The following is a 20,610-nucleotide window of genomic DNA, read 5'->3' as shown; positions in this document are numbered from 1 at the left end:
CTGTTACGCGCGCGGGCGCTGCGAGTCAAGCATCGCGGGCGATCAGGTGCAGACGGCGGTCAGCCGCGTGACGTTGCCCGCCAGCATGTCCCGACCATGCGCCTGGAGCGAGAAGGAACGCCGCAGGTCCATGCGGTCGAATTCCTCCTGCCGTGTGGGCGGGGCCGGGTCGGGGCGTGTGCCGGGGCGACCGAAAAGGTTGATCGTCATGGGGCCTTCGAACTCGATCCCGGCCACGGTGAGGCCCTCGACATGGTTGGCGTAGATCCCGATCAGGTCGGCCGTTGGTCCCTCGGAGGTGATCATCAGCGTCCAGATCGGGCCGGAGATGCTGTCGCCGATGGACATCTCGCCCGAGGCCAGATGCGCCGTCGATCCCCCCTGCCGGAAAGAGGGGCCCTCGACGGTATAGCTGGCATGGCCCGTCAGTTCCTCGCCGGGGCGGATGCTGCCGACGCCCTGCGTGACGACCACGATGAAGTCGATCGTGCAGGATTGCGCCGCGACGGGGGCGGTGGGCAGGAACAGGCTGGCAATGACGGCGGCAACCCTGAGCATGGCCGCAGGCTAGCAAAGCGCGGCGCTAAGGCAAACGGGGGTCTGGCTTTCGGGAGACCGCCGCGAGCGGCGTCATGAGCCGCCATGCCAGCCTGAGCCGGAAGAAGATCGTACCGGTCAGCCGACCGCAGGTCGCTGCGGTCGGGCGTGTTTTCGTCAAGGTCCGTGGCGCAGAGTTTGGGGCGGGCGCATGACCCCTCAATGCGGAACAGTCCCGCCCCTTTGCTGCGCGCTGCGTGGATCAGGCGGCCACTCCGAGGGTTTCGACCTGCGCGTTGGCCTTTTTCATGCTGCTTTCGGCATCCAGCATCAGGCGGTCGGCGGCCACGAAATGCACATCGGTGATGCCAATGAAGCCAAGCACGTGGCGGACATAGCCGGTGGCGAAGTCGATCTCGGAGCCCGCCTCGGTTCCGCCGGAGGCCACGGCGATATAGGCGCGCTTGCCGGTCAACAGGCCCTCGGGGCCGGCCTCGGTATAGCGGAAGGTGACGCCGGCGCGGGCGACCAGATCGACCCAGGCCTTGAGCGTCGCGGGCACGCCGAAATTGTAAATCGGCAGGCCGATGACGATGATGTCGGCGGCGGTCACCTCGGCCACCAGCGTGTCGGACAGGGCAAGCGTCTGGCGCTGTTCCGGGGTGCGGGCATCGGCGGGCGTGAAATTGGCGTCGACCCACGCTTCGTTGATCAGCGGCAGGCCATCGGCAAGATCGCGGGTGGCGATCTCCGCATCGGGGGCGACGCGGTTGATGATGCTGTCGGTCAACTGGCGCGAGATGGAGCCTTGGCGGCGGGCGGAGGCGTCGATGCGCAACACGGTCTGGGTCATCCTGGAAATCCTCGAAGGTGATGGGGTGGAGATGCGCCTACATGTGAAGCGTTCGCAGAAAAGTACAATTTGCGCAAAGGCGCGGAAGACTCTGCAAATTCGCACGATCCTCGCCAGGCAATGCCCCCCGCGCTTCTCTATTGCATCGTCGAACAGGACAGGCGACATTCCGGCCAAGTTGTGAGCAACTGCACGGTGGCTTCATGGACAATTGGGACGAGATCCGCACCGCGTTTCAGGTGGCGCGCATGGGCACGGTCTCGGGCGCGGCGGAGGTGCTGGGCGTCCATCACGCCACGGTCATCCGTCATATCGACGCTTTGGAGGGGCGGCTTGGCGCAAAGCTGTTCCAGCGCCACGCCCGCGGTTACACCGCGACCGAAGCGGGGCAGGACCTGTTGCAGGTGGCCGGCCAGGCCGATGACCAGTTCACGCAACTCGCCGGGCGCATCAAGGGGCGCGGCGACGAGGTGACGGGCGATCTGTTGGTCACGTCGCTGGCCTCTCTCTCGCCGCTTTTGGTGCCGACCATCGCCCAGTTCCAGGACCGCCACCCGGATGTGCGGGTGCGCCTGATCTCGGACGCGCGTCTGTTCCGGCTGGAATATGGCGAGGCGCATGTCGCCATTCGCGCAGGGAAACTGCCCGATCAGCCCGACAACGTCGTGCAGCCGTTCTTCACCCAGACGATCCGGCTGGTGGCCAGCCCCGACTATGTCGAGAAACATGGCATGCTGACCGAAGAGACGATCGAGCAGCACAGGTTCATCGGCCCGAACGAGGATACGCCCCGCGCGCCCTTCTACCGCTGGCTGATGGAAAACGTGCCCGACCGGGCCGTGGTGTTCCGCGCCTCTCACATGGAAACGGTGAAAGAGGCGGTGCTGGCGGGGATCGGCATCGGCTTTGTCGCCGGGTGGGATCAGCGTGGCACGGGCGACCTGGTCGATATGCTGCCCTCGATGGAGGACTGGTCGGCCAAGGTCTGGCTGGTTACCCATATGGACCTGCACCGCACGGCCAAGGTGCAGACCTTCGTCAAGCATCTCAAGGAACAGGTGAAGACCTGGCCCGTGGAGTGAGCGACGGCGCAATTGCCAATCCAGCGGCAGAGGCGCGGCGCGGGCATATCGCCATGCTGGCGTTTTCCGCGCTGGTGGCGGGGTCGTTCTCGCTTGGCGGGCAGATCGCCAACGAGATCGCGCCGACCGCGCTGAACGCCATCCGCTTCGTCATCGCCGCCGCCGCGATCTGGGCGGTGGTGCGGGTGCGGGGCGGGGTGCCGGGTTTCGCCTGGGCCGCGCCGTGGCGCTACCTGATCCTTGGCGGGTTCTTCGCCGTCTATTTCGTGACGATGTTCGAAGGGTTGAAAACCGCGCCGCCCGTGTCGGCGGCGGCGGTCTTTACCCTGACCCCGGTGATGAGCGCGGGGTTCGGCTGGCTGATGCTGCGCCAGGGGGTCAACCCGCGCATCGTGGCGGCGCTGGGCCTCGGGGCTGTGGGCGCGCTATGGGTGATCTTCCGCGCCGACTGGGCGGCGTTCACGGCGTTCGAGGTCGGGCGGGGCGAGGCGATCTTCTTCTGGGGCTGCGTGGCGCATGCGGCCTACACCCCCGCCGTGCGCTGGCTGAACCGGGGCGAGCCTGTGCTGGTCTTCACCTTCCTGACGCTCTCGGCCTGCGCGGGCATCCTGTTGGTCTATGGCGCAGGCGAGATCCGGGCGACCGACTGGCTGGGCCTGCGTCCGCTGGTCTGGGTGACCCTGATCTATGTTGCGCTGATCGCCAGTTCGACCACCGTGTTCCTTGTGCAATACGCGTCCATGCGCCTGCCCTCGGCCAAGGTCATGGCCTATACCTACCTGACGCCAAGCTGGGTGCTGTTGTGGGAGCTGGCGCTGGGCCAGCCGGTGCCGCCTGCGATGGTGCTGGTCGGCGTCGTTCTGAGTTTCGGCGCGGTCGCTCTGCTGCTGAAAGAGTGAACCGTGGCGGCAGCCGCCGATTTCCGGTATGACGGGCGCATGAGAAACATCATCTATCTCGTCGGGCTGGTCGTGATCGTGCTCGCCGTGCTGCGCTTCGCAGGGATCGTTTAACTCTCGGGCATGTCGCCCGTACCGTTGCCCAGTTCGCGTTCGAGAAAGGCCTCGAAGGCATCGAGATTGACGGGCTCGAACTGTCCGAAGCCCTGCATCCAGACAGAGGCAGATTTCAGGGCGTCGGGCTCCAGCTTGCACCATTTCACGCGCCCGCGTTTCTCCTGCGTGATGAGACCGGCGGCGGCGAGGATGGTGAGATGCTTCGAGATCGCGGCCAGCGACATCTCGAAGGGCTCGGCCACGTCGGTGACGGCCATGTCATCCTCCAGCAGCATCGACAGGATCGCCCGCCGCGTGGGATCGGCGAGGGCGGCAAAGACCTGATCGAGCTGTCTGGACATGGGGGCAGTTAGCGATGGCAGGGGCTTATCGTCAACCAAACGGTTGAATATGGGTTCGGGCGGCTGGCGGTGTGGCGGATTTGCCCGGATTTGAAAAATAGACTTAAAAACAGGTGCTTGGACCGTTTTTTCGACGCTGCAATGCGCGTTGACTCCGGCGCGGCCTCTGCCTAGGTTCCGCCCGACTTCCCAAGGGGTGTCTTTTGCCATGTCCGAGCCATCCGAAAGCGACCGCCTCACGGCGCTTGAGGAAAAGCTGGCGCAGGCGAAGGCCCGGCAGGCGCCGGCAAAGCCCCATACGGAGGAACACTATTCCCAGGCGCAACTGGCCTGGCGGATGGTGATCGAGCTTGTTGCCGGATTGGGCATCGGGTTCGGGATCGGTTTTGGCCTGGATGCCCTGTTGGGGACGCGGCCTTGGCTGATGATGGTTTTCACGATCCTGGGCTTCATCGCCGGGGTCAAGACGATGATCCGCTCGGCCGAAGAGGTGCAGCGGAGCGAAGTTGAAAAGGCCGCGACACCAGACGCGGCGGATGGGCAAGACAAGGGGTAACGGGACGTGGCGACCGAAAGCACCAATACCACCGGCAAGAGCGGCATGGGCCGCATGATCTTCTTCGCCCTGATCGCGATCGCGCTGGTGCTGTTCGCATTGGGCGTCGCCGACGATTACGAGGGCGGCCTCGCGATCCACCCGATGGACCAGTTCATCGTGACGCCCTTGTTCGGGGACGGCCCGGTGCATTGGTACACGCCCACCAACGTGACGCTGTGGATGGCGCTGGGTGTTCTGTCGATCCTCGCGCTGATGGTGCTGGGCACCCGCGGCCGCGCCGTCATCCCGTCGCGCAGCCAGTCGATTGCCGAACTCGCCTACGGGTTCGTGCGCAAGATGGTCGAGGACGTGGCAGGCAAGGACGCGCTGCCCTTCTTCCCCTACATCTTCACGCTGTTCCTGTTCATCGTGTCGGCCAACTTCCTGGGTCTGATCCCCGGGTCGTTCACCACCACGTCGCATATCGCAGTAACGGCGGTTCTGGCCATGGCGGTGTTCCTGACGGTGACCATCGTGGGTTTCGTCAAGAACGGTGCGGGCTTCCTGAGCCTCTTCTGGGTGTCGTCGGCACCGCTGGCGCTGCGCCCGATCCTCGCCATCATCGAGGTGATCTCGTATTTCGTGCGCCCCGTCAGTCACTCCATTCGTCTTGCGGGCAACCTGATGGCAGGCCACGCCGTGCTGAAGGTGTTCGCGGGCTTTGCGGGCGTCATGGGTGTGGCCGGTATCGCGCCGATCGTGGGGATCATGGCGATCTACGGCCTCGAGGTGCTGGTGTCCTTCATCCAGGCCTACGTCTTCACGATCCTCACCTGCGTCTACCTCAAGGACGCACTTCATCCGCATCACTGATCGGCGCCCGGGCCGGGACGGCCCGTGCAGATCACCGAAATTCTCGAACTTCCAACGTAAGGAGCAAGGACCATGGAAGGTAACATCGCAGAAATGGGTCAGTTCATCGGTGCTGGCCTCGCCGCAATCGGTTCCGGCGCAGCCGCCATCGGTGTGGGCCACGTTGCCGGCAACTTCCTCGCAGGCGCCCTGCGCAACCCGTCGGCCGCTGCCGGCCAGACCGCGACCCTCTTCATCGGCATCGCGTTCGCCGAGGCTCTGGGCATCTTTGCCTTCCTCGTCGCCCTGCTGCTGATGTTCGCCGTCTAAGGCATCTTCCGAACCTTCCTTACGGCCGGGGCGTGGCCGAGACATCGCCGCGCCCCGCAGTAACCCCGGTTCCAGGAGGACATCATGGCCGAAGACGCCGAACATAGCGTTGCAGATGCAGCGCACGGGGCCGCGGATGCCGCCCATGGCGCCGCCGACGCCGCGCACAGCGCGGGGCCGGGGATGCCGCAGCTCGATATCGCGACCTTCCCCAACCAGATCTTCTGGCTGGTGGTCACGCTGGTCGTCATCTGGCTGATCCTCGACAAGATCGCGTTGCCGCGCATCGCGTCGGTCCTGGCCGAACGCCAGGGCACCCTGACAAACGACCTGGCCGCCGCCGAGGACCTGAAGCGTCAGGCCGCCGAAGCGGAAAAGGCCTATGAACAGGCGCTCGCCGATGCCCGTGCCGAGGCGCATCGCATCGCCGACGAAACCCGCGCCGAGATCCAGGCCGGCCTCGCCGAAGCCACGGCCCGTGCCGACGAACAGATTGCCGCCAAAACCGCGGAAAGCGAAGCCCGGATCGCCGAGATCCAGGCCAGCGCCGCGCAATCGGTGGAAGAGGTCGCCCGCGACGTGACCGCCGAGATCGTCTCGGCCATCGCGCCCGGTCAAAGCGTGGATGCCGACGCGGTGAATGCCGCCGTCACGGCCCGGATGAGAGGATGAGCGACATGCGCAAGGCCCTGATCCTGTCCATTGCCCTGCTGTCTGGCGGCCCCGCGCTGGCGGCCGGTGGTGACTATGGCTTCACCTCGCTCTTCAACACCAACTTCGTGGTGCTGATCGGCTTCCTGTTCTTCGTGGCGATCCTGTTCTACTTCAACGTGCCGACCCTGATCGGTGGCATGCTGGACAAGCGCGCCGACGGCATCAAGGCAGAGCTGGACGAAGCCCGCGCCCTGCGGGAAGAGGCCCAGACCCTGCTGGCCGGTTACGAGCGCAAGCAGCGCGAAGTGGCCGAGCAGTCCGAGCGGATCGTCAGCCAGGCCCGCGCCGACGCACAGGCCGCCGCCGACCAGGCCAAGGCCGAGCTTGAGCGCTCGATCGAGCGTCGCCTGCAAGCCGCCGAAGATCAGATCGGCAGCGCTGAAGCCAAGGCCGTGCGCGCCGTGCGCGACCGCGCCGTCGAGGTGGCCGTTGCCGCAGCGGGCGAGTTGATCGCCAGCAAGATGGCCGCGGCAGACGCCAACAAGCTGATCGACGACTCGATCACCGAGGTCGAAGCGCGCCTGCACTGAGACGCGACGACTGACACCAAAAAAGAAACGCCCCGGACCTGCATGGTTCGGGGCGTTTTCTTTTTTGCGCGCGCGGGTTCGCTTATTGGTCGAAGCTGCCCAAAGCGTCGAAATCAACCTGCTCCATATGCGCGATCATGGCCTCGGACGGCGAGCCGCTGACCTGAACCAGAACCCGCCCGCCGATCAGCGCCGACAACTCGCCATCGGCATCGAGGAAGTTCTCGCCATTGATCCGTTCGATCCGGCCCATCGCGCCCATCAGCGTCGCGTTGCCCAGCATCCCGGCCATTGCGCCGACCATCGGGTTGTCGGCCACGTAGGTGATCGTGAAATTCCCTTCCGGGCCGGAATAGCTGGCCTCGGCGGCGGAGCCCCCGCCCATGAAGCCCAAGCCGGCGGCGGCCTCGTCCGAGACCTCTCGCGTCCAGCCGTCGAGGGCCGGGGGCAGGAAGGTTTCCAGGCCCTCGGCCTGTAGCTCGTTCAGAAGCTGGGTCGCGTAGGCGACCTCGCCCAAGGCATCCTGGATCTCGCCCGCCTCATAGGCGGTGATGGCGGCGCTCAGCGCATCGGTGATGTCGTCTGCCGCTGCGGGCAGCGGTGCGAAACAGGCGGTGGCGGCAAAGGCAAGGGAGAGGCGGCGCATGGGACGCTCCTTTCAAGTTGAGTCACGCGCAGTCTAATCCAAAGGCGCGGGCATCAGAAGGTCAGGATATGCTGCCCATCGCCGCGCGTCCCTCCTGCGTCGACCCCCTAGCCATGGCGCGCGGTCCAGGTCGGTTTGGCGTCATTCGGCTGGGTGGTGGCCGAGTGGACGCCGCGCGCGATGGCCCGCGCCATGCACAGCGCCGCCGCATGACCCAGCATCAACGTGTCGCCCACGGGGTCGGCCAGCGGCTTGGCCCCGGTCGCAGCCGCGAAGACGAGGTCGCCGTCCATCGGCGTATGGCTGGGATAGATCGCGCGGGCGAACCCGTCATGCGCCGCGGTGGCCATGCGGGTCGCCTGGGCCTGCGTCAGGTCGGCATCGGTGGCGACGATGGCGATGGTGGTGTTCTGCGGCCCGGCCCCTTTCAGCGCGGGATGTGCGGCGGGGTCGAACGCGTCGGCAGGCGCGGGACCAAGGCCGCCGAACTCGCCCGCCATCTCGAAGGGCGCGGCCCAGAAATGCGCGCTTTCGCCAACGGTCACCCGCCCAAGCGCGTTGACGGCGACAAGCGCGCCAACGGTGAAACCGCCGACTGTGACGGAAGCCGATCCAAGCCCGCCCTTGAGGTCCGCGATCAGGGCACCGGTTCCCGCCCCCGCGCTCCCCAAGGTGAAGCTGTCGCCGGCCGCCTCAAGGGCTTCGCGGCCAAGGCGCTTGTAGGGGTTCTCAGGCCAGGCCTTGTCGCCGCCGTTGATCAGGTCGAAAAGGATCGCGCCGGGGACGATCGGCACGGTCTGATCGCCCACGGCAAAGCCGCGCCCGCGCTCTCGCAAAGCATCGGCCACGCCCGAGGCGGCGTCGAGGCCGAAGGCGGAGCCGCCCGAAAGGACCAGCGCGTCGGCCTGTTGCACGGTCTTGTCGGGGGCCAGAAGGTCGGTCTCGCGCGTGCCGGGCGCACCGCCCATGACATGCACGGCAGCGGTAAAGGGCTGCGCCCCCAGAAGGACGGTGACGCCGGTCTTTATCGCGGCGTCCTCGGCGTTGCCGACACTCAGGCCGGCAATATCGGTGATCAGGTTGCGCGGGCCGGGGCGGATCATGGCGCGGTGCCTTTCTGCATCAGGTGGGGCACGTGACCCCGAAGCGGCCCGAGTGCTGTCAAACGGTCGGTTTCGCCCAAAGGGCAATCGGGGGACGCATGGGCGGCGGGCAGGACAAGGATCAGCGTGTCCTGCGCGATGGCGGTCAGCCGCGCCATGGTGGCCGTGTCGAAAAACGGGGCGAGGCGTTTCTCGGCACCCGCCCGGGGGATCACCTCGACATGGTCGAAATCCAACTCGGGCGCGACATCCCAAAGATGCGCGAAGGCCAGCGGCTGGCTGGCGAAATCGCCCGCGAAGACGGTGATCTCGGCCGGTAGGCGCGCGAGTCGGGCCATCAGATGCAGCGCCCCCCGTCCACCTCCATCGCAACGCCGGTGATCATCGAGGCCGCGTCGGAACACAGGAACGCCGCCGCCTCGCCCATGTCCTCGGGGGTGGAGAAGCGCCCGATCGGGATGGTCGACAGGAATTTCGCCCGCATCTCGGGCGTGTCCTCGCCCATGAAACTGGAGAGAAGCGGGGTTTCGCCCGCCACCGGGGCCAGCGCGTTCACGCGGATGCCCGCGGGGGCAAGTTCCACCGCCATGGCCTTGGTCGCGGTGATCATCCAACCCTTCGACGCATTGTACCAGTTCAGCCGGGGGCGGGGTGAGAGGCCGGCGGTCGAGGCGATGTTGAGGATCGCACCCGCGCCCTGAGCCTTCATCTGCGGCACGATCTCGCGCGCGGTCAGGTAGACGGACTTGGCGTTGACGGCGAGGACGCGGTCGAACTCTTCCTCGCTGACCTCTTCCAGCGGCGTCGGCAGGTGGGTGATGCCCGCATTGTTCACCAGGATGTCGATCCTGCCCCATGCCGTCAGGGCGGCTTGGGTCATCGCCGCGACAGACGCGCCGTCGGCCACGTCGACGGTTTGCGCGATGCCGCCCACCTTCTCGGCCACGGCGCGGGCGGCGTCGGGGTTGATGTCGGCGACCATCACCTGCGCGCCCTCACGGGCGAAGATGCGCGCGATCCCTGCGCCGAACCCCGATCCGCCACCCGTGACGATGGCGCATTTCCCCTCAAGCCGCATCGGCCTCTCCCTTCGTGGTTTTCAACTGTTCAAGGGCCGCGCGTATATCGTCCGGAAAGGCCGTGGCGCGGCGGGCTTCAAGATCGAAGAAGACCGAGACATGGCTTGCCTCGAAGACCAGCGCCCCCGTATCGGCGCGGTAGAGCCGATGCGCGAAGCGGGCGGATTTGGTGCCCACATGCTCCACCCGGCTTTGCATCACGATCACGTCGCCCGACAAAAGCTCGGCCCGGTAATCGGCTTCGAGATGGGCGGCGACAAGGCCAAGGCGGCGCTCGGCCATCGCGGCGCGGGACAGGCCGAAGCGGGTCATCATCGAGAACATCGCGTCGGAGACGGCATCGACATAGCGCGCCACGTTCATGTGGCCGAGTATGTCACACTCTGCAGGCTGCACGGGTCGGTGCAGCGTCTCGATACCGTAATCGGGAAGGTCAGTCATTCGGGGGCCTGTGTTTGCTGGGCATGGCGGGCGGCGTCGATCTGGCGGGCGCGGCGCATCGGCCAGAAGGCCAGGATCGCGCCAAGGCCGCCGCCGATATAGCTGGCGTCATGCATGAAGCCCGCGCGGAGGAACTCGGTCGGGTCCACGCCGTCGGGCAGGGTGAGCGAGGCGTCGGGCCAGCCGGTCGCGGTGACGATGATGCCGCCGAGAAGGCCCGCCACCGCGGCAAAGGTGGCGAGGATCACGACAAGGCCAATCGCCCCGATCCCGGCGGCAAAAAAACTGGCGTTCCGGGGAACCGCGACAAGCCCGTAGAGCAAGGCCGGAAGACCCACCAGCGCCCCCATCCACCAACTTGCCTGCGCGCCCACGACGGCGGCGGCAAGGCGCGGGGCCATCTCGGGATCGGTGCCGAACTGGGCGAACTTGTAATCCTCGAAATAGCTGGGGCCGACGGAATAGCTGATCTGGGTATGGAGCGCGCCGAACAGCGCGGCAGCCAGCGCCGCCAAGGCCAGCAACAGGGCGAAGATCGGGAATTTTCCGAAGCGTGACATGGCGTCTCCTGATGATCGCGGCGAGGCTAGCGGGCGCGCGAGGATTGCGAAAGCCCCCGCGCGGCCGGGGTAATGTCTCAGTTTGAAGTCAAAAAATGAAAAGGGGCGACCGAAGCCGCCCCAATCTTCACGCCACCATGCGGGCGGCATTCTCACTGCCGGGTTGTCGGTGCCCGTTCAACACCTCACTAACTCGGCCTTGGTTGACGCCGAACATAGCAGCTATGTCGTGCTGATTCATGCCCGACCAGCGGTAAAGCCAGAACTGGATGGCCATATCGAAAGTTACCTCGGGTGAACTCTTCATGGTATTGGATCCTTGTACAGGAGCCGCTGACTGACAGCTTGACCGATGAGTCCCGCCATGCGACAAGCACGGTGTGAATTCACAAATCACCGCCAGCCAACGGCGGGTTTAGTTTGACCGCAGAGTGTTCCCGCACTCTGCGGTTTTCTTTTTGGGTGATTCTTTGGCGTAAGTCTAGGGCAACCGCCACATTTGGTGGTCGGGCAACCCCTGGAAACAAAATGTGACATTCGGCACGCGCAGCGGATTACTCTGCATTGGTGCGCTTTTTGTAAGGCCGCGCTTCTTCAGGGCAGGCGCTCGGGTATCAGCCGTGGTGCGCAGCGACGGTTTTCAGGGCGGAGAAGCCGTAAAGCGCCTCGAACCCCTTTTCGCGGCCATGCCCGGAATGGCCGACCCCGCCGAAGGGCAGTTCGCCCCCCCCAGCCGCGCCGTAATTGTTGAGAAACACCTGCCCGGCGCGCAGGCGTTTGGCCAGCCGCATCTGCCGCCCGCCATCCGACGACCAGACCGAGGCAACCAGGCCATAAGCCGTGCCATTGGCGATACGCACGGCGTCTTCCTCGTCCTCGAAGGGCAGGAGCACCTGAACAGGGCCGAAGATCTCCTCTTGCGCCAGCCGGTGTTCCGGGTCGAGGCCCGCGATCAGCGTCGGCGCGACGTAGTGGCCGCCCTTCGGCGCGTTATCCAAAACCTCGCCCCGTGCGATGACCTGCGAAGGATCGGCCAGCGAGAGGTAGCTTTCCACGATATCCTTCTGGCGGGCGGAGATCAGGGGGCCGACGTTCAGATCCGCCATCGCCGGGCCGACGCGCAGGGCGCGGTAGGCCTCGGCCATCCGTTCGGTCACCTCGTCCATGCGGTCGCGCTGCACGAGGATGCGGGAGGAGGCCGAGCAGGTCTGGCCTGCGTTCTGGATGCCAGCGTTGACGAGGAAGGGCAGGGCCTTGTCCACGTCGGCATCCTTGAACACGAGTTGCGGAGATTTCCCGCCCAGTTCCAGCGTGACGGGGACCAGGTTTTCGGCCGCCGCCGCCTGCACCTTGCGCCCCGTCCCGACCGACCCGGTGAAGGACAGGTGCCGCACGCCCGGATGGGCGGTCAGAGCCGCGCCGGCCTCGTCCCCCAGCCCGGGCACCACGTTCAGCGCGCCGGGCGGGAACCCGGCCTGCCGCGCCAGATCGGCAAAGGCCAGCGCGGTCAGGCACGCCTCCTCCGCCGGTTTCAGGACGCAGGCATTGCCCATCGCCAGCGCCGCGCCGATCGAGCGACCGATGATCTGCATCGGGTAGTTCCACGGCACGATATGGCCGGTGACGCCGTGCGGTTCGCGCAGGGTGTAGACGGTAAAGCCGTTCTGGAACGGGATCGTTTCGCCCATCACCTTGTCGGCGGCGCCGCCGTAGAACTCGCAATAGCGCGCCAGCGCGATGACGTCGTTCTTGGCCTGTTGCAGGGGCTTGCCCACATCGGTCGCTTCCATCTCGGCCAGCGCGTCGAAATGCTCACTCACCAGTTGGCCGAGATGCAGCAGAAGGCGACCGCGCTCGGCGGCGGTCAGGGTGCCCCATTCGCCCTGCAAGGCGGCCTCGGCGGCCTGCACGGCGGCGTCGATATCGCGGTGATCGCCGCGCGCGATGCGCCCGATCTCCTCGCCGGTCGAGGGGTTTTCGAGCGGCAGGGTGGCCCCACCGGCGCAGGGTTGCCAGCGGCCGCCGATGAAGACTTGGGTCGGGTCAAACCAGGGTGTCATGGGGTCCTCCGATATGGTCTGGCAGGCGCGGGGCGGCCTTGAGCAGGGTTTGGGTATAGGGGTGCTGCGGGGCGGTGAAGACGGCTTCGGTCGCGCCCTCTTCGACGATCTTGCCGGACTGCATCACAAGAACACGGTCGGTGATCGCGCGCACCACGGTCAGGTCATGGCTGATGAAAAGGTAGGAGAGGTGGAACTCCCCCTGCAACTCGGCCAGCAGGTCGAGGATGCGCGCGCGCACCGAGACATCGAGGGCCGATACCGCCTCGTCCAGCACAAGGAGCTTGGGGCGGGTGATGAGCGCGCGGGCAATGGCGATGCGCTGCCTCTGGCCGCCCGAGAACTCGTGCGGGTACTTGTGCATGTCGTCGGGGGAGAGATGCACGGCAGTCAGCGCCTCGGCCACGCGGTCGCGGCGCTGCGACCCGCGCGGCGGATCGGGCAGCAAGTGAAAGGGTTCCGCGATCAGCCGTTCGACCCGCCAGCGGGGATTGAAACTGCCATACGGGTCCTGGAACACGACCTGGATATCGGCGCGCGCGGCGCGCGGCATCTGGGGCGTGACCGGCGTGCCGTTCAGCCGGATCGCGCCGCCCTGGATCGGGTCGAGGCCCAGGATCGCGCGGGTCAGCGTGGATTTACCGCAGCCGGATTCCCCGACAAGGCCGAGGCTTTCGCCCTCGTGCAGCGCAAAGCTGACCCCATCGACGGCGTGGAGCGGCGGGCCCCGGCGAAAGCCCTGACGCGGGCCGGGGTAGCTGCGCGTGACGTTCTCGACGGCCAGCAGGGGGGCGGGGTCGGGATACGTGGCGCGGTCGGGCTGGTGCGAGGAGGCGGCGAAAAGTGCGCGGGTATAGGGGTGATCCTGCCGGGCGAGGACGGTCTTGGTCGGCCCGGTTTCCACGATTTCGCCCGTCTGCATCACGGCGATGCGGTCGGCCATGTCGGCCACCACGGCGAGGTCATGGGTGATGAGCAGGAGCGACATCCCCTCGTCCGCTACGATATCGCGCAGCAGGTCGAGGATCTGCGCCTGCGTGGTCACGTCCAGCGCGGTGGTCGGCTCATCCGCGATCAGAAGGCGCGGGTGCAGCGCGATGGCGGCGGCGATGCAGACACGCTGGCGCTGTCCCCCTGACAACTCGTGTGGATAGCGGTCCATCGGGATGTGCTTGAGGCCCACGCGGTCCAGCCGGTCGCGCGCGATGGCGCGGGCCTCGGTCGCATCGGCCTTGCCGTGGATCGTCAGGGTCTCGGCCACCTGCGCGCCGATGGTCTGCACCGGGTTCAGCGCGGTCATCGGCTCCTGGAAAATCATGCCGATGTCGTTGCCGCGCAGACGGCACAGCGCGGCTTCGGAGAGCGACAGGAGGTCCGCGCCGTCGAGACTGGCGCGGCCGGTCGTGGCCGCGCCGCTCGGCAGCAGGCCCATCAACGCCAGCGCGGTCATGGATTTGCCCGAGCCGCTTTCGCCCACCAGCCCGAAGATCTCGCCCGGCGCGATGTCCAGCGAGACGTCGCGCAGGATCGGCTGGCCGTGGATGGACAGCGACAGGCGGTCGAGCGCGATCATGTCCGCCCCCGCCTCAGCCGCGGGTCGAGCACATCGCGCAACCCGTCGCCCATTAGGTTCAGCCCCAGCACCATCAGCACGATGGCCAGCCCCGGCAAAACGGCCAGCATCGGGTGGGTGTAGATCATCGTCTGCGCCTCGGACAGCATGCGGCCCCAGCTGGGCGTGGGCGGCTGCGCGCCGAGGCCCACGTAGCTGAGCGCGGCTTCGGCAAGGATGCCCAAACTGAACTGTATGGTCGCTTGCACGATCAGCAGGTTCAGGATGTTGGGCAGGATATGCTCCGCGCTGATGCGGATGCGGCCCTTGCCGGCGGTGCGGGCGGCGAGGATGTAATCCAGCGTCCAGAGCGGCAGCGCGCCCCCGCGCGCCACGCGGGCGAAAACGGGGATGTTGAATATGCCGATGGCAAGGATCGCGTTGGTCGCCGAGGGGCCGTAGCGCGCGGTGATCAGGATGGCGATGACGAGCGAGGGGAAGGCGAAAATCAGATCGTTGCCGCGCATGATGACCTCGTCGGGCAGGCTGCCGCGCCGGGCGGCGGCGGCCAGCCCGAGGGGCACGCCAAGGCCCATGCCGATGCCCACGGCAAGGATCGCCACCGCGATCGAGGTTTGCGCGCCCACCATCAAAAGCGACAGCACATCGCGGCCCAACTGGTCGGTGCCCAGTGGGTGTGCCGCGCTGATCGGTTGCAGCCGGTCCGCGATGGACACGCCATCGACCGGGTAGGGTACCCAGACGAGCGAGATCAGCGCGATGATCAGGAAGGCCCCGGACAGGACGGCGCCGAGGATCAGGGCAGGGGGCAGGCGTCTCATCTGCGGCGCAACCTCGGGTCGACAAGGGCGTAGGTGATATCGACGAGGAAGGTCACGAGGATCACCGAGAAGACCAGCAGCATGGTCACGGATTCCACCACGATCAGGTCGCGCTGCGTGATGCCTTGAAAGATCAGCCGCCCGAGGCCGGGCAGGAAAAAGACGTTCTCGATGATGATCGCGCCCGCCAGCAGGAAGGAGAATTGCAGGCCGATGATCGTCAGCACCGGGATCAGAGCGTTGCGCAGGGCATGGCGCCGGATCGCTTGCCCCCGGCTCAGCCCCTTGGCGCGGGCGGTGCGCATGTAATCCTGCGAGAAGGTCTCCAACAGCGCCGACCGCATCACGCGCGCCAGGATCGAGGCCTGTGGCAAGGCCAGTGCGATGGCGGGCAGCGTCAGGGATTTGAGCGCAAGGAACGGGTTGTCCCAGCCCGGAAAGCCGCCCGCCGAGAACCATTGCAGCGTCACCGCGAAGAGCAGGACCAACAGCATCGCGAACCAGAAATTCGGGATGGCGATGCCCAGTTGCGTCGCGCCCATGATGCCGTAATCCACCACGCCGCCCCGGTTCGAGGCGGCAAGGATGCCGATGGGAAAGGCGATGAGCGTGGACAGCGCCAGCGCCATCGCGGCAAGCGGGAGCGACACCTGCAACCGGTCCAGCACCAGCTCGGCCACCGGAACGCGGTAGGTGTAGGATGTGCCGAAATCCCCCGTCAGCATACCGCCGATCCAGTCGAAATAGCGGCTGAGCGCGCTGCCCCCGAGACCCAGTTCATCACGCAGGGCGGCCAGCGTCTGGTCGGTGGCGTTCAGGCCCAGCATGTAGGTGGCCGGGTCGCCGGGAATGACTTCGATCACCGCGAAGATCACGACGCTGGCCACGATCAGGGACAGCGACAGCGACAGGGCGCGGATCAGGAGGTAACGCAGCATGGGGCAGACGTTAGACGCCGCACTCGTCCCATGCCAGAGGGGACTTGCCAGAGCGTGCGCGCCTTGGATAATTGCGCTCGGCCGGGGCGATGGCGTCGCCCCACCTCACGGTCTGTCCGCCCTGAACGCCGGGGCCTTCTGTAAAAGGAGGGTCGACCGATGGAGCGCCCCCAGTTCTTCCGGTTTCACAATGGCGAAAAGGCCCCGCTGCCATTCTCGATGGCCGAGTATGACAGCCGCCTGATGGGGCTTCGCTCGATCATGGATGCGCATGGGCTGGACGCGGTCGTTCTGACCTCAATGCACAACATCGCCTATTACTCGGGCTTTCTCTACTGCGCGTTCGGGCGGCCCTATGGGCTGGTCGTCACGGCGTCCGAGGCGGTGGTCATCAGCGCGGGCATCGACGCGGGCCAGCCATGGCGGCGCTGCGCCTGCGATGCCATCACCTACACCGATTGGGAGCGGGACAACTACTGGCGCGCGGTGGCCCATGTGGCGGGCACCGGGCGGCATGTCGGGATCGAGGAAGATCACATGACGCTGGCGCAATGCGAAAAGCTGCGCCATTTTCTGCGCCCCCAGTCCAGCCTCGATATCGCGCGGCAAACCATGCGGCAGCGCATGGTGAAATCCGAGGCCGAGCGCGAGTTGATCCGGGCGGGCGCCAACGTGGCCGATGTGGGCGGCTATGCCATCCGCGACGCGATTGCCGAGGGCGTGCGCGAGATCGACGTGGCCATGGCAGGCCGCGACGCGATGGAGGCCGAGATCGCCGCGCGCTTTCCCGACGCCGAGTATCGCGACACCTGGGTCTGGTTCCAGTCCGGCATCAACACCGATGGTGCGCATAACCCGGTCACGGGCCGCAAGCTGGCGCGCGGCGATATCCTGTCGCTGAATACCTTCCCGATGATCTCGGGTTACTACACCGCGCTGGAACGCACCCTGTTCCTGGGCGAGATCGACGATGCCTCGCGCAACTATTGGCAGGCCAATGTCGGTGCGCACGAGTTGGGCATGAGCCTGATCCAACCGGGCGCGACCTGTGCCGGGATCACCCATGCGATCAACGATTTCTTCGCGGAACGGGACATGCTGCAATATCGCAGCTTCGGCTATGGCCACAGCTTCGGCGTGCTGTCGCATTACTACGGCCGCGAGGCGGGGCTGGAACTGCGCGAGGATATCGACACCGTGCTGGAACCCGGCATGGTCATCTCGATGGAGCCGATGCTGACCATCCCCGGGGGGATGCCGGGCGCGGGCGGCTACCGCGAGCATGACATCCTGATCGTGACCGAGGACGGGGCCGAGAACATCACCCGCTTCCCCTATGGCCCTGACCACAACGTGATCTGAAGGGGGCGTTTTGACGTGAGTCATCGCGGCATCGGCCGAGTCGGGGGCACAGGTCGCCCGACCAACCGGAGCTTTCGCGATGACCCGCACCGCAACCGCCCCGCGCGATTTGCCCTCATGGGCGCTGATCCCCTTTGTGCTGCTGACCTTTGCCATCACATGGGGCCTGTTCGCGGGGTTCGTCGTTTACCAGGAACAGGTCGAGGCCGCGACTGGCCCCCTCAGCGGGCGGCATCCGGGGTTCGTGCTGGCGACATGGGCGCCGGCGGTTTCCGGTATCGCGATGGTGCTGGCCTTCGGCGGGCTGCGGGGGTTGCGCGGCTACCTGTCCCGGTTGTTGCTGTGGCGGGTGTCCTGGCCTTGGGTTCTGTTCGTCCTGCTGGGCGTGCCGCTGATCTTTGCGGCAGGCTCGCTGATCAAGGGCAACCTGTTCACCGACCCGTTCCCCTTTGACGCGCTGGCCCCGCTCCTGGGCACGGTCGCCTTCATGGCGATCCTCGGCCCGATGGAGGAATTCGGCTGGCGCGGCGTGGCGCAACCGATCCTGCAACGCCACGTCGCCCCGCTGTTCGCGGGCATCGTCATCGGCTCGGTTTGGGGCCTGTGGCACCTGCCCGCCTTTCTGCTCAGCGGTCTGGCGCAAAGCAGTTGGAGTTTCGGCCCCTTCCTCTTGGGCAACATCGCGCTTGCGGTGCTGGTGACGCCACTGTTCAACGCCGCGCGCGGTTCGATCCTGTGGGCAATGCTGTTTCACTGGCAGGTCAACATGCCCATGTGGCCCGATGCGCAACCCTATGACACGTGGGTCTTTGCCGGGGCGGCGGTGGTCGTCGTCTGGCTGAACCGCAAGACCATGCTGCGACGGGGCGGGGCGGTGACGCGGGTCATCCCGGCCTGAGCGACGGTCATCAAACTGACATACCCCCGTAACGTAACCGTCACGGCCTTGCGCCAAAGGAAGCGGGTGCAATTCTGCGACAACCCTTGGGGGACCCGTATGACCACCCGCTTCCTGACGCTGACTTCGGCGCTGGCCCTGATGGCCGGCCCCGCTTTCGCGCAAGACATGAATTTCAACCGCATCGCGTCCTTCCGCGTGGCCGACAACACGCCCGACGCCGAGGAAACATCGGCCGAGATCATCGCGGCCACGGCGGACGGCATGACGCTGGTCTATACCGACAGCCCCGCCGGCGTGGTCGGCTTCATCGACATCACCGACCCGGCCAGCCCCGCCGCCGCCGGTGTGATCGAGTTGGAGGGCGAGCCGACCTCGGTCGCCGTGATGGGCCAGATCGCCTACCTGGGTGAGAACACCTCGGAAGATTACATCACCACCTCGGGCGTTCTGCACGCCATCGACGTCGACAGCCGCGAGGTTCTGGCCAGCTGCGACCTGGGCGGCCAGCCCGACAGCGTCGCCATCGCCCCCGATGGCAGCTTCGTCGCCGTCGCGATCGAGAACGAGCGGGACGAAGACCTTGGCGATGGCCGCGTCGGCCAGATGCCCGCCGGGTACGTCGCCATCGTCGAGACCGCCGAGGGCGGCCTGAACTGCGACAGCATGATCATGGCCGACGTGACCGGCCTGGCCGATGTCGCGCCCGAAGACCCCGAGCCGGAATTCGTCGCGATCAACGCCGAAGGTGAGATCGTCGTCACCATGCAGGAAAACAACCACATGGTTGTCCTGAACGCCGCGGGCGAGGTGCTCAGCCACTTCTCCGCCGGTGAGGTCACGCTTGAAGGCGTCGACACCGAGGAAGAGGGCGCGCTGGTCTTCGACCAGACCATCACCGTCCCGCGCGAGCCGGATTCGGTTGCCTGGATCGACGCCGATCATTTCGCCACCGCCAACGAAGGCGACATGGATGGCGGCAGCCGCGGCTGGACGATCTTCCACCAGGACGGAACCGTGGTTTACGAAAGTGGCCTCGATTTCGAGCGCGCGATCATCGAGATCGGCCACTACCCCGAAGAGCGCTCGGGCAACAAGGGCGTCGAGCCCGAGTCGATCACCGTCGACACGTTCGGCGGCGTGCCGATGGTCTTCGTCGGGTCCGAGCGCGGGTCGGTCGTGGGCGTCTATGACGTGACCGACCCCGCCGCGCCCGTGCTGATGCAGCTTTTGCCCTCGGGCATCGGGCCGGAAGGCTACGTGACCATCCCTGAGCGCAACCTGCTGGTCTCGGCCAATGAAACCGACGATGCCGGCCCCCGCGCCCATGTCATGCTGTTCGAGTACCAGGACGCACCGGCGGTCTATCCGCATCTGACCAGCGCCGGGACCGAGGAACTGATCGGCTGGGGCGCCATCTCGGGGCAGGTCATGGCCGAGGATGGCACGATCTACGCCGTCTCCGACAGCTTCTACGGGATGCAGCCGACGATCTTCCACATCGACGTGAGCCAGACGCCCGCCCGCATCGTCGACGCGATCCGCGTGACGCGCGAAGGTCAACCCGCGCAACTGCTGGACATGGAAGGCATCACGCTGGACGGCGAAGGCGGCTTCTGGATCGCGTCCGAAGGGCGCAGCGACCGTTTGGTGCCGCACGCGATTTACCGCGTGGGTGCCGATGGCGCGATCGAGGACTACATCGCCCTGCCCGAGGAGTTGCTGGCGGTCGAACGCCGCTTCGGCTTCGAGGGGATCACCCGCGTCGATGACATGCTCTATATCGCCGTGCAGCGTGAATGGCGCGACGACCCGGAAAACCACGCCAAGGTTCTGGGCTACAACCTGGAGACCGAGGAATGGTCGGTCATCCACTACCCGCTGACCGATCCGGAGACCGGCTGGGTCGGCCTGTCGGAGATCGTGGCGCATGGCGACTACGTCTATTTCATCGAGCGCGACAACCAGCTCGACACCCGCGCGGTGACCAAGATCATCACGCGTGTGCCGCTGTCGGCGATGGAGGGCATGGTGGCCCTGGGGCAAACCCCCGCCGTGCTGGAGCCGGAACTGGTGGTGGACTTGTTGCCCTACCTGACCTCGACGGGCGGCTACGTGCTCGACAAGGTCGAAGGGCTGGCCATCGCGCCCGACGGCACGATGTGGATCTCGACCGACAATGACGGCGTCGACGACCATTCCGGCGAGACGATGTTCTTCGCCATCCCTCCGATGTAATTCACCTAAGTCCTTTCATGACGATCCGGCCCCCGCCTCGGCGGGGGCCTTTTCCATCGGGCCGTCAGGGGGGCGTTTTCCTCGAGGAAAACGGGACG

General features: G+C 66.4%; 24 protein-coding genes. 10 read left to right on the top strand and 14 right to left on the bottom strand.

What is annotated here, in order from left to right; all coding sequences use genetic code 11:
- Positions 1-42: 42 nt before the first annotated feature.
- Complete coding sequence (locus ABD923_RS09510) at positions 43-558, bottom strand: hypothetical protein (protein ID WP_259550416.1); 516 nt, start codon at positions 556-558, stop codon at positions 43-45.
- A 241-nt stretch (positions 559-799) separates the two neighbouring features.
- Positions 800-1,390 (bottom strand): FMN-dependent NADH-azoreductase, encoded by a 591-nt coding sequence (locus ABD923_RS09505; protein ID WP_259550415.1) that lies wholly within the window; start codon positions 1,388-1,390, stop codon positions 800-802.
- 203 nt (positions 1,391-1,593) lie between these two features.
- On the opposite strand from ABD923_RS09505, the gene ABD923_RS09500 reads away from it, so the two are divergent.
- Together ABD923_RS09500 and ABD923_RS09495 are read left to right on the top strand one after the other, a co-directional pair.
- Positions 1,594-2,472, top strand: a complete 879-nt coding sequence (locus ABD923_RS09500) for a LysR family transcriptional regulator (protein WP_259550414.1) — start codon at positions 1,594-1,596, stop codon at positions 2,470-2,472.
- Between the two features lie 53 nt (positions 2,473-2,525).
- On the top strand, positions 2,526-3,371 hold the full coding sequence (locus tag ABD923_RS09495) for a DMT family transporter (protein ID WP_476691411.1): 846 nt from the start codon (positions 2,526-2,528) through the stop codon (positions 3,369-3,371).
- A gap of 110 nt (positions 3,372-3,481) precedes the next feature.
- On the opposite strand, the gene ABD923_RS09490 is transcribed toward ABD923_RS09495, so the two are convergent.
- The gene (locus ABD923_RS09490; RefSeq protein ID WP_222190944.1) at positions 3,482-3,829 is read right to left on the bottom strand and encodes an ArsR/SmtB family transcription factor; all 348 of its coding nucleotides are present in this window, start codon (positions 3,827-3,829) and stop codon (positions 3,482-3,484) included.
- 208 nt (positions 3,830-4,037) lie between these two features.
- On the opposite strand from ABD923_RS09490, the gene ABD923_RS09485 reads away from it, so the two are divergent.
- The 5 genes from ABD923_RS09485 (at position 4,038) to ABD923_RS09465 (ending at position 6,793) form a co-directional block, all read left to right on the top strand.
- The gene (locus ABD923_RS09485; protein ID WP_259550412.1) at positions 4,038-4,385 is read left to right on the top strand and encodes an AtpZ/AtpI family protein; all 348 of its coding nucleotides are present in this window, start codon (positions 4,038-4,040) and stop codon (positions 4,383-4,385) included.
- Between the two features lie 45 nt (positions 4,386-4,430).
- Entirely contained in the window at positions 4,431-5,240 is an 810-nt protein-coding gene (locus tag ABD923_RS09480) for a F0F1 ATP synthase subunit A (protein ID WP_259550567.1), read from the top strand.
- Between the two features lie 72 nt (positions 5,241-5,312).
- Positions 5,313-5,549, top strand: coding sequence for a F0F1 ATP synthase subunit C (locus ABD923_RS09475; RefSeq protein WP_222190946.1), 237 nt, complete (start codon positions 5,313-5,315; stop codon positions 5,547-5,549).
- A gap of 84 nt (positions 5,550-5,633) precedes the next feature.
- Positions 5,634-6,221 (top strand): F0F1 ATP synthase subunit B', encoded by a 588-nt coding sequence (locus ABD923_RS09470; RefSeq protein ID WP_222190947.1) that lies wholly within the window; start codon positions 5,634-5,636, stop codon positions 6,219-6,221.
- Complete coding sequence (locus tag ABD923_RS09465; protein WP_259550411.1) at positions 6,218-6,793, top strand: F0F1 ATP synthase subunit B; 576 nt, start codon at positions 6,218-6,220, stop codon at positions 6,791-6,793. Before ABD923_RS09470 ends, ABD923_RS09465 begins: the two co-directional genes overlap by 4 nt.
- 82 nt (positions 6,794-6,875) lie before the next feature.
- Here the strand turns inward: ABD923_RS09465 and ABD923_RS09460 are convergent, their stop codons facing one another.
- The 11 genes from ABD923_RS09460 to ABD923_RS09410 form a co-directional block, all read right to left on the bottom strand.
- Entirely contained in the window at positions 6,876-7,439 is a 564-nt protein-coding gene (locus ABD923_RS09460; RefSeq protein WP_259550410.1) for a hypothetical protein, read from the bottom strand.
- Between the two features lie 107 nt (positions 7,440-7,546).
- The gene (locus ABD923_RS09455; RefSeq protein WP_259550409.1) at positions 7,547-8,542 is read right to left on the bottom strand and encodes a P1 family peptidase; all 996 of its coding nucleotides are present in this window, start codon (positions 8,540-8,542) and stop codon (positions 7,547-7,549) included.
- Positions 8,539-8,880 carry a hypothetical protein gene (locus tag ABD923_RS09450; RefSeq protein WP_259550408.1) on the bottom strand — a complete coding sequence of 114 codons (342 nt, stop codon included), beginning with the start codon at positions 8,878-8,880 and terminating at the stop codon, positions 8,539-8,541. The genes ABD923_RS09455 and ABD923_RS09450 overlap by 4 nt, the downstream gene beginning before the upstream one ends.
- The gene (locus tag ABD923_RS09445; protein ID WP_259550407.1) at positions 8,880-9,620 is read right to left on the bottom strand and encodes a glucose 1-dehydrogenase; all 741 of its coding nucleotides are present in this window, start codon (positions 9,618-9,620) and stop codon (positions 8,880-8,882) included. Before ABD923_RS09445 ends, ABD923_RS09450 begins: the two co-directional genes overlap by 1 nt.
- Positions 9,610-10,062: an acyl-CoA thioesterase gene (locus tag ABD923_RS09440; protein ID WP_259550404.1), complete on the bottom strand. Its 453-nt coding sequence runs from the start codon at positions 10,060-10,062 to the stop codon at positions 9,610-9,612. The genes ABD923_RS09445 and ABD923_RS09440 overlap by 11 nt, the downstream gene beginning before the upstream one ends.
- On the bottom strand, positions 10,059-10,622 hold the full coding sequence (locus ABD923_RS09435) for a hypothetical protein (protein ID WP_259550403.1): 564 nt from the start codon (positions 10,620-10,622) through the stop codon (positions 10,059-10,061). The genes ABD923_RS09440 and ABD923_RS09435 overlap by 4 nt, the downstream gene beginning before the upstream one ends.
- Before the next feature lie 127 nt (positions 10,623-10,749).
- Positions 10,750-10,929 carry a helix-turn-helix domain-containing protein gene (locus ABD923_RS09430; protein WP_259550402.1) on the bottom strand — a complete coding sequence of 60 codons (180 nt, stop codon included), beginning with the start codon at positions 10,927-10,929 and terminating at the stop codon, positions 10,750-10,752.
- A gap of 307 nt (positions 10,930-11,236) precedes the next feature.
- On the bottom strand, positions 11,237-12,682 hold the full coding sequence (locus tag ABD923_RS09425) for an aldehyde dehydrogenase family protein (protein WP_259550401.1): 1,446 nt from the start codon (positions 12,680-12,682) through the stop codon (positions 11,237-11,239).
- The gene (locus ABD923_RS09420) at positions 12,666-14,255 is read right to left on the bottom strand and encodes an ABC transporter ATP-binding protein (RefSeq protein ID WP_259550400.1); all 1,590 of its coding nucleotides are present in this window, start codon (positions 14,253-14,255) and stop codon (positions 12,666-12,668) included. Before ABD923_RS09420 ends, ABD923_RS09425 begins: the two co-directional genes overlap by 17 nt.
- The gene (locus ABD923_RS09415; RefSeq protein ID WP_405048313.1) at positions 14,252-15,076 is read right to left on the bottom strand and encodes an ABC transporter permease; all 825 of its coding nucleotides are present in this window, start codon (positions 15,074-15,076) and stop codon (positions 14,252-14,254) included. Before ABD923_RS09415 ends, ABD923_RS09420 begins: the two co-directional genes overlap by 4 nt.
- A complete protein-coding gene (locus tag ABD923_RS09410) occupies positions 15,073-16,014 on the bottom strand; it encodes an ABC transporter permease (protein WP_259550399.1) in 942 nt (313 codons plus the stop codon). Before ABD923_RS09410 ends, ABD923_RS09415 begins: the two co-directional genes overlap by 4 nt.
- A gap of 159 nt (positions 16,015-16,173) precedes the next feature.
- Between ABD923_RS09410 and ABD923_RS09405 the strand changes: the two genes are divergently transcribed.
- The 3 genes from ABD923_RS09405 (at position 16,174) to ABD923_RS09395 (ending at position 20,512) form a co-directional block, all read left to right on the top strand.
- The gene (locus ABD923_RS09405) at positions 16,174-17,376 is read left to right on the top strand and encodes an aminopeptidase P family protein (RefSeq protein WP_259550398.1); all 1,203 of its coding nucleotides are present in this window, start codon (positions 16,174-16,176) and stop codon (positions 17,374-17,376) included.
- Between the two features lie 79 nt (positions 17,377-17,455).
- On the top strand, positions 17,456-18,274 hold the full coding sequence (locus ABD923_RS09400; RefSeq protein WP_259550397.1) for a CPBP family intramembrane glutamic endopeptidase: 819 nt from the start codon (positions 17,456-17,458) through the stop codon (positions 18,272-18,274).
- 99 nt (positions 18,275-18,373) lie between these two features.
- On the top strand, positions 18,374-20,512 hold the full coding sequence (locus ABD923_RS09395; protein WP_259550396.1) for an esterase-like activity of phytase family protein: 2,139 nt from the start codon (positions 18,374-18,376) through the stop codon (positions 20,510-20,512).
- Positions 20,513-20,610 lie beyond the last annotated feature (98 nt).

It is taken from the genome of [Roseibacterium] beibuensis, from assembly GCF_039542305.1.
Lineage (GTDB): Bacteria > Pseudomonadota > Alphaproteobacteria > Rhodobacterales > Rhodobacteraceae > Roseibacterium > Roseibacterium beibuensis.
Note: the sequence above shows the minus strand (reverse complement) of the source record. Positions and strands in the feature narration are given on the sequence as shown.

Coding starts and splice junctions, on each gene's coding strand:
- ABD923_RS09510 (WP_259550416.1), bottom strand. CDS start 558: ATGCTCAGGGTTGCCGCCGTCATTGCCAGCCTGTTCCTGCCCACCGCC.
- ABD923_RS09505 (WP_259550415.1), bottom strand. CDS start 1,390: ATGACCCAGACCGTGTTGCGCATCGACGCCTCCGCCCGCCGCCAAGGC.
- ABD923_RS09500 (WP_259550414.1), top strand. CDS start 1,594: ATGGACAATTGGGACGAGATCCGCACCGCGTTTCAGGTGGCGCGCATG.
- ABD923_RS09495 (WP_476691411.1), top strand. CDS start 2,526: ATGCTGGCGTTTTCCGCGCTGGTGGCGGGGTCGTTCTCGCTTGGCGGG.
- ABD923_RS09490 (WP_222190944.1), bottom strand. CDS start 3,829: ATGTCCAGACAGCTCGATCAGGTCTTTGCCGCCCTCGCCGATCCCACG.
- ABD923_RS09485 (WP_259550412.1), top strand. CDS start 4,038: ATGTCCGAGCCATCCGAAAGCGACCGCCTCACGGCGCTTGAGGAAAAG.
- ABD923_RS09480 (WP_259550567.1), top strand. CDS start 4,431: ATGGGCCGCATGATCTTCTTCGCCCTGATCGCGATCGCGCTGGTGCTG.
- ABD923_RS09475 (WP_222190946.1), top strand. CDS start 5,313: ATGGAAGGTAACATCGCAGAAATGGGTCAGTTCATCGGTGCTGGCCTC.
- ABD923_RS09470 (WP_222190947.1), top strand. CDS start 5,634: ATGGCCGAAGACGCCGAACATAGCGTTGCAGATGCAGCGCACGGGGCC.
- ABD923_RS09465 (WP_259550411.1), top strand. CDS start 6,218: ATGAGCGACATGCGCAAGGCCCTGATCCTGTCCATTGCCCTGCTGTCT.
- ABD923_RS09460 (WP_259550410.1), bottom strand. CDS start 7,439: ATGCGCCGCCTCTCCCTTGCCTTTGCCGCCACCGCCTGTTTCGCACCG.
- ABD923_RS09455 (WP_259550409.1), bottom strand. CDS start 8,542: ATGATCCGCCCCGGCCCGCGCAACCTGATCACCGATATTGCCGGCCTG.
- ABD923_RS09450 (WP_259550408.1), bottom strand. CDS start 8,880: ATGGCCCGACTCGCGCGCCTACCGGCCGAGATCACCGTCTTCGCGGGC.
- ABD923_RS09445 (WP_259550407.1), bottom strand. CDS start 9,620: ATGCGGCTTGAGGGGAAATGCGCCATCGTCACGGGTGGCGGATCGGGG.
- ABD923_RS09440 (WP_259550404.1), bottom strand. CDS start 10,062: ATGACTGACCTTCCCGATTACGGTATCGAGACGCTGCACCGACCCGTG.
- ABD923_RS09435 (WP_259550403.1), bottom strand. CDS start 10,622: ATGTCACGCTTCGGAAAATTCCCGATCTTCGCCCTGTTGCTGGCCTTG.
- ABD923_RS09430 (WP_259550402.1), bottom strand. CDS start 10,929: ATGAAGAGTTCACCCGAGGTAACTTTCGATATGGCCATCCAGTTCTGG.
- ABD923_RS09425 (WP_259550401.1), bottom strand. CDS start 12,682: ATGACACCCTGGTTTGACCCGACCCAAGTCTTCATCGGCGGCCGCTGG.
- ABD923_RS09420 (WP_259550400.1), bottom strand. CDS start 14,255: ATGATCGCGCTCGACCGCCTGTCGCTGTCCATCCACGGCCAGCCGATC.
- ABD923_RS09415 (WP_405048313.1), bottom strand. CDS start 15,076: ATGAGACGCCTGCCCCCTGCCCTGATCCTCGGCGCCGTCCTGTCCGGG.
- ABD923_RS09410 (WP_259550399.1), bottom strand. CDS start 16,014: ATGCTGCGTTACCTCCTGATCCGCGCCCTGTCGCTGTCGCTGTCCCTG.
- ABD923_RS09405 (WP_259550398.1), top strand. CDS start 16,174: ATGGAGCGCCCCCAGTTCTTCCGGTTTCACAATGGCGAAAAGGCCCCG.
- ABD923_RS09400 (WP_259550397.1), top strand. CDS start 17,456: ATGACCCGCACCGCAACCGCCCCGCGCGATTTGCCCTCATGGGCGCTG.
- ABD923_RS09395 (WP_259550396.1), top strand. CDS start 18,374: ATGACCACCCGCTTCCTGACGCTGACTTCGGCGCTGGCCCTGATGGCC.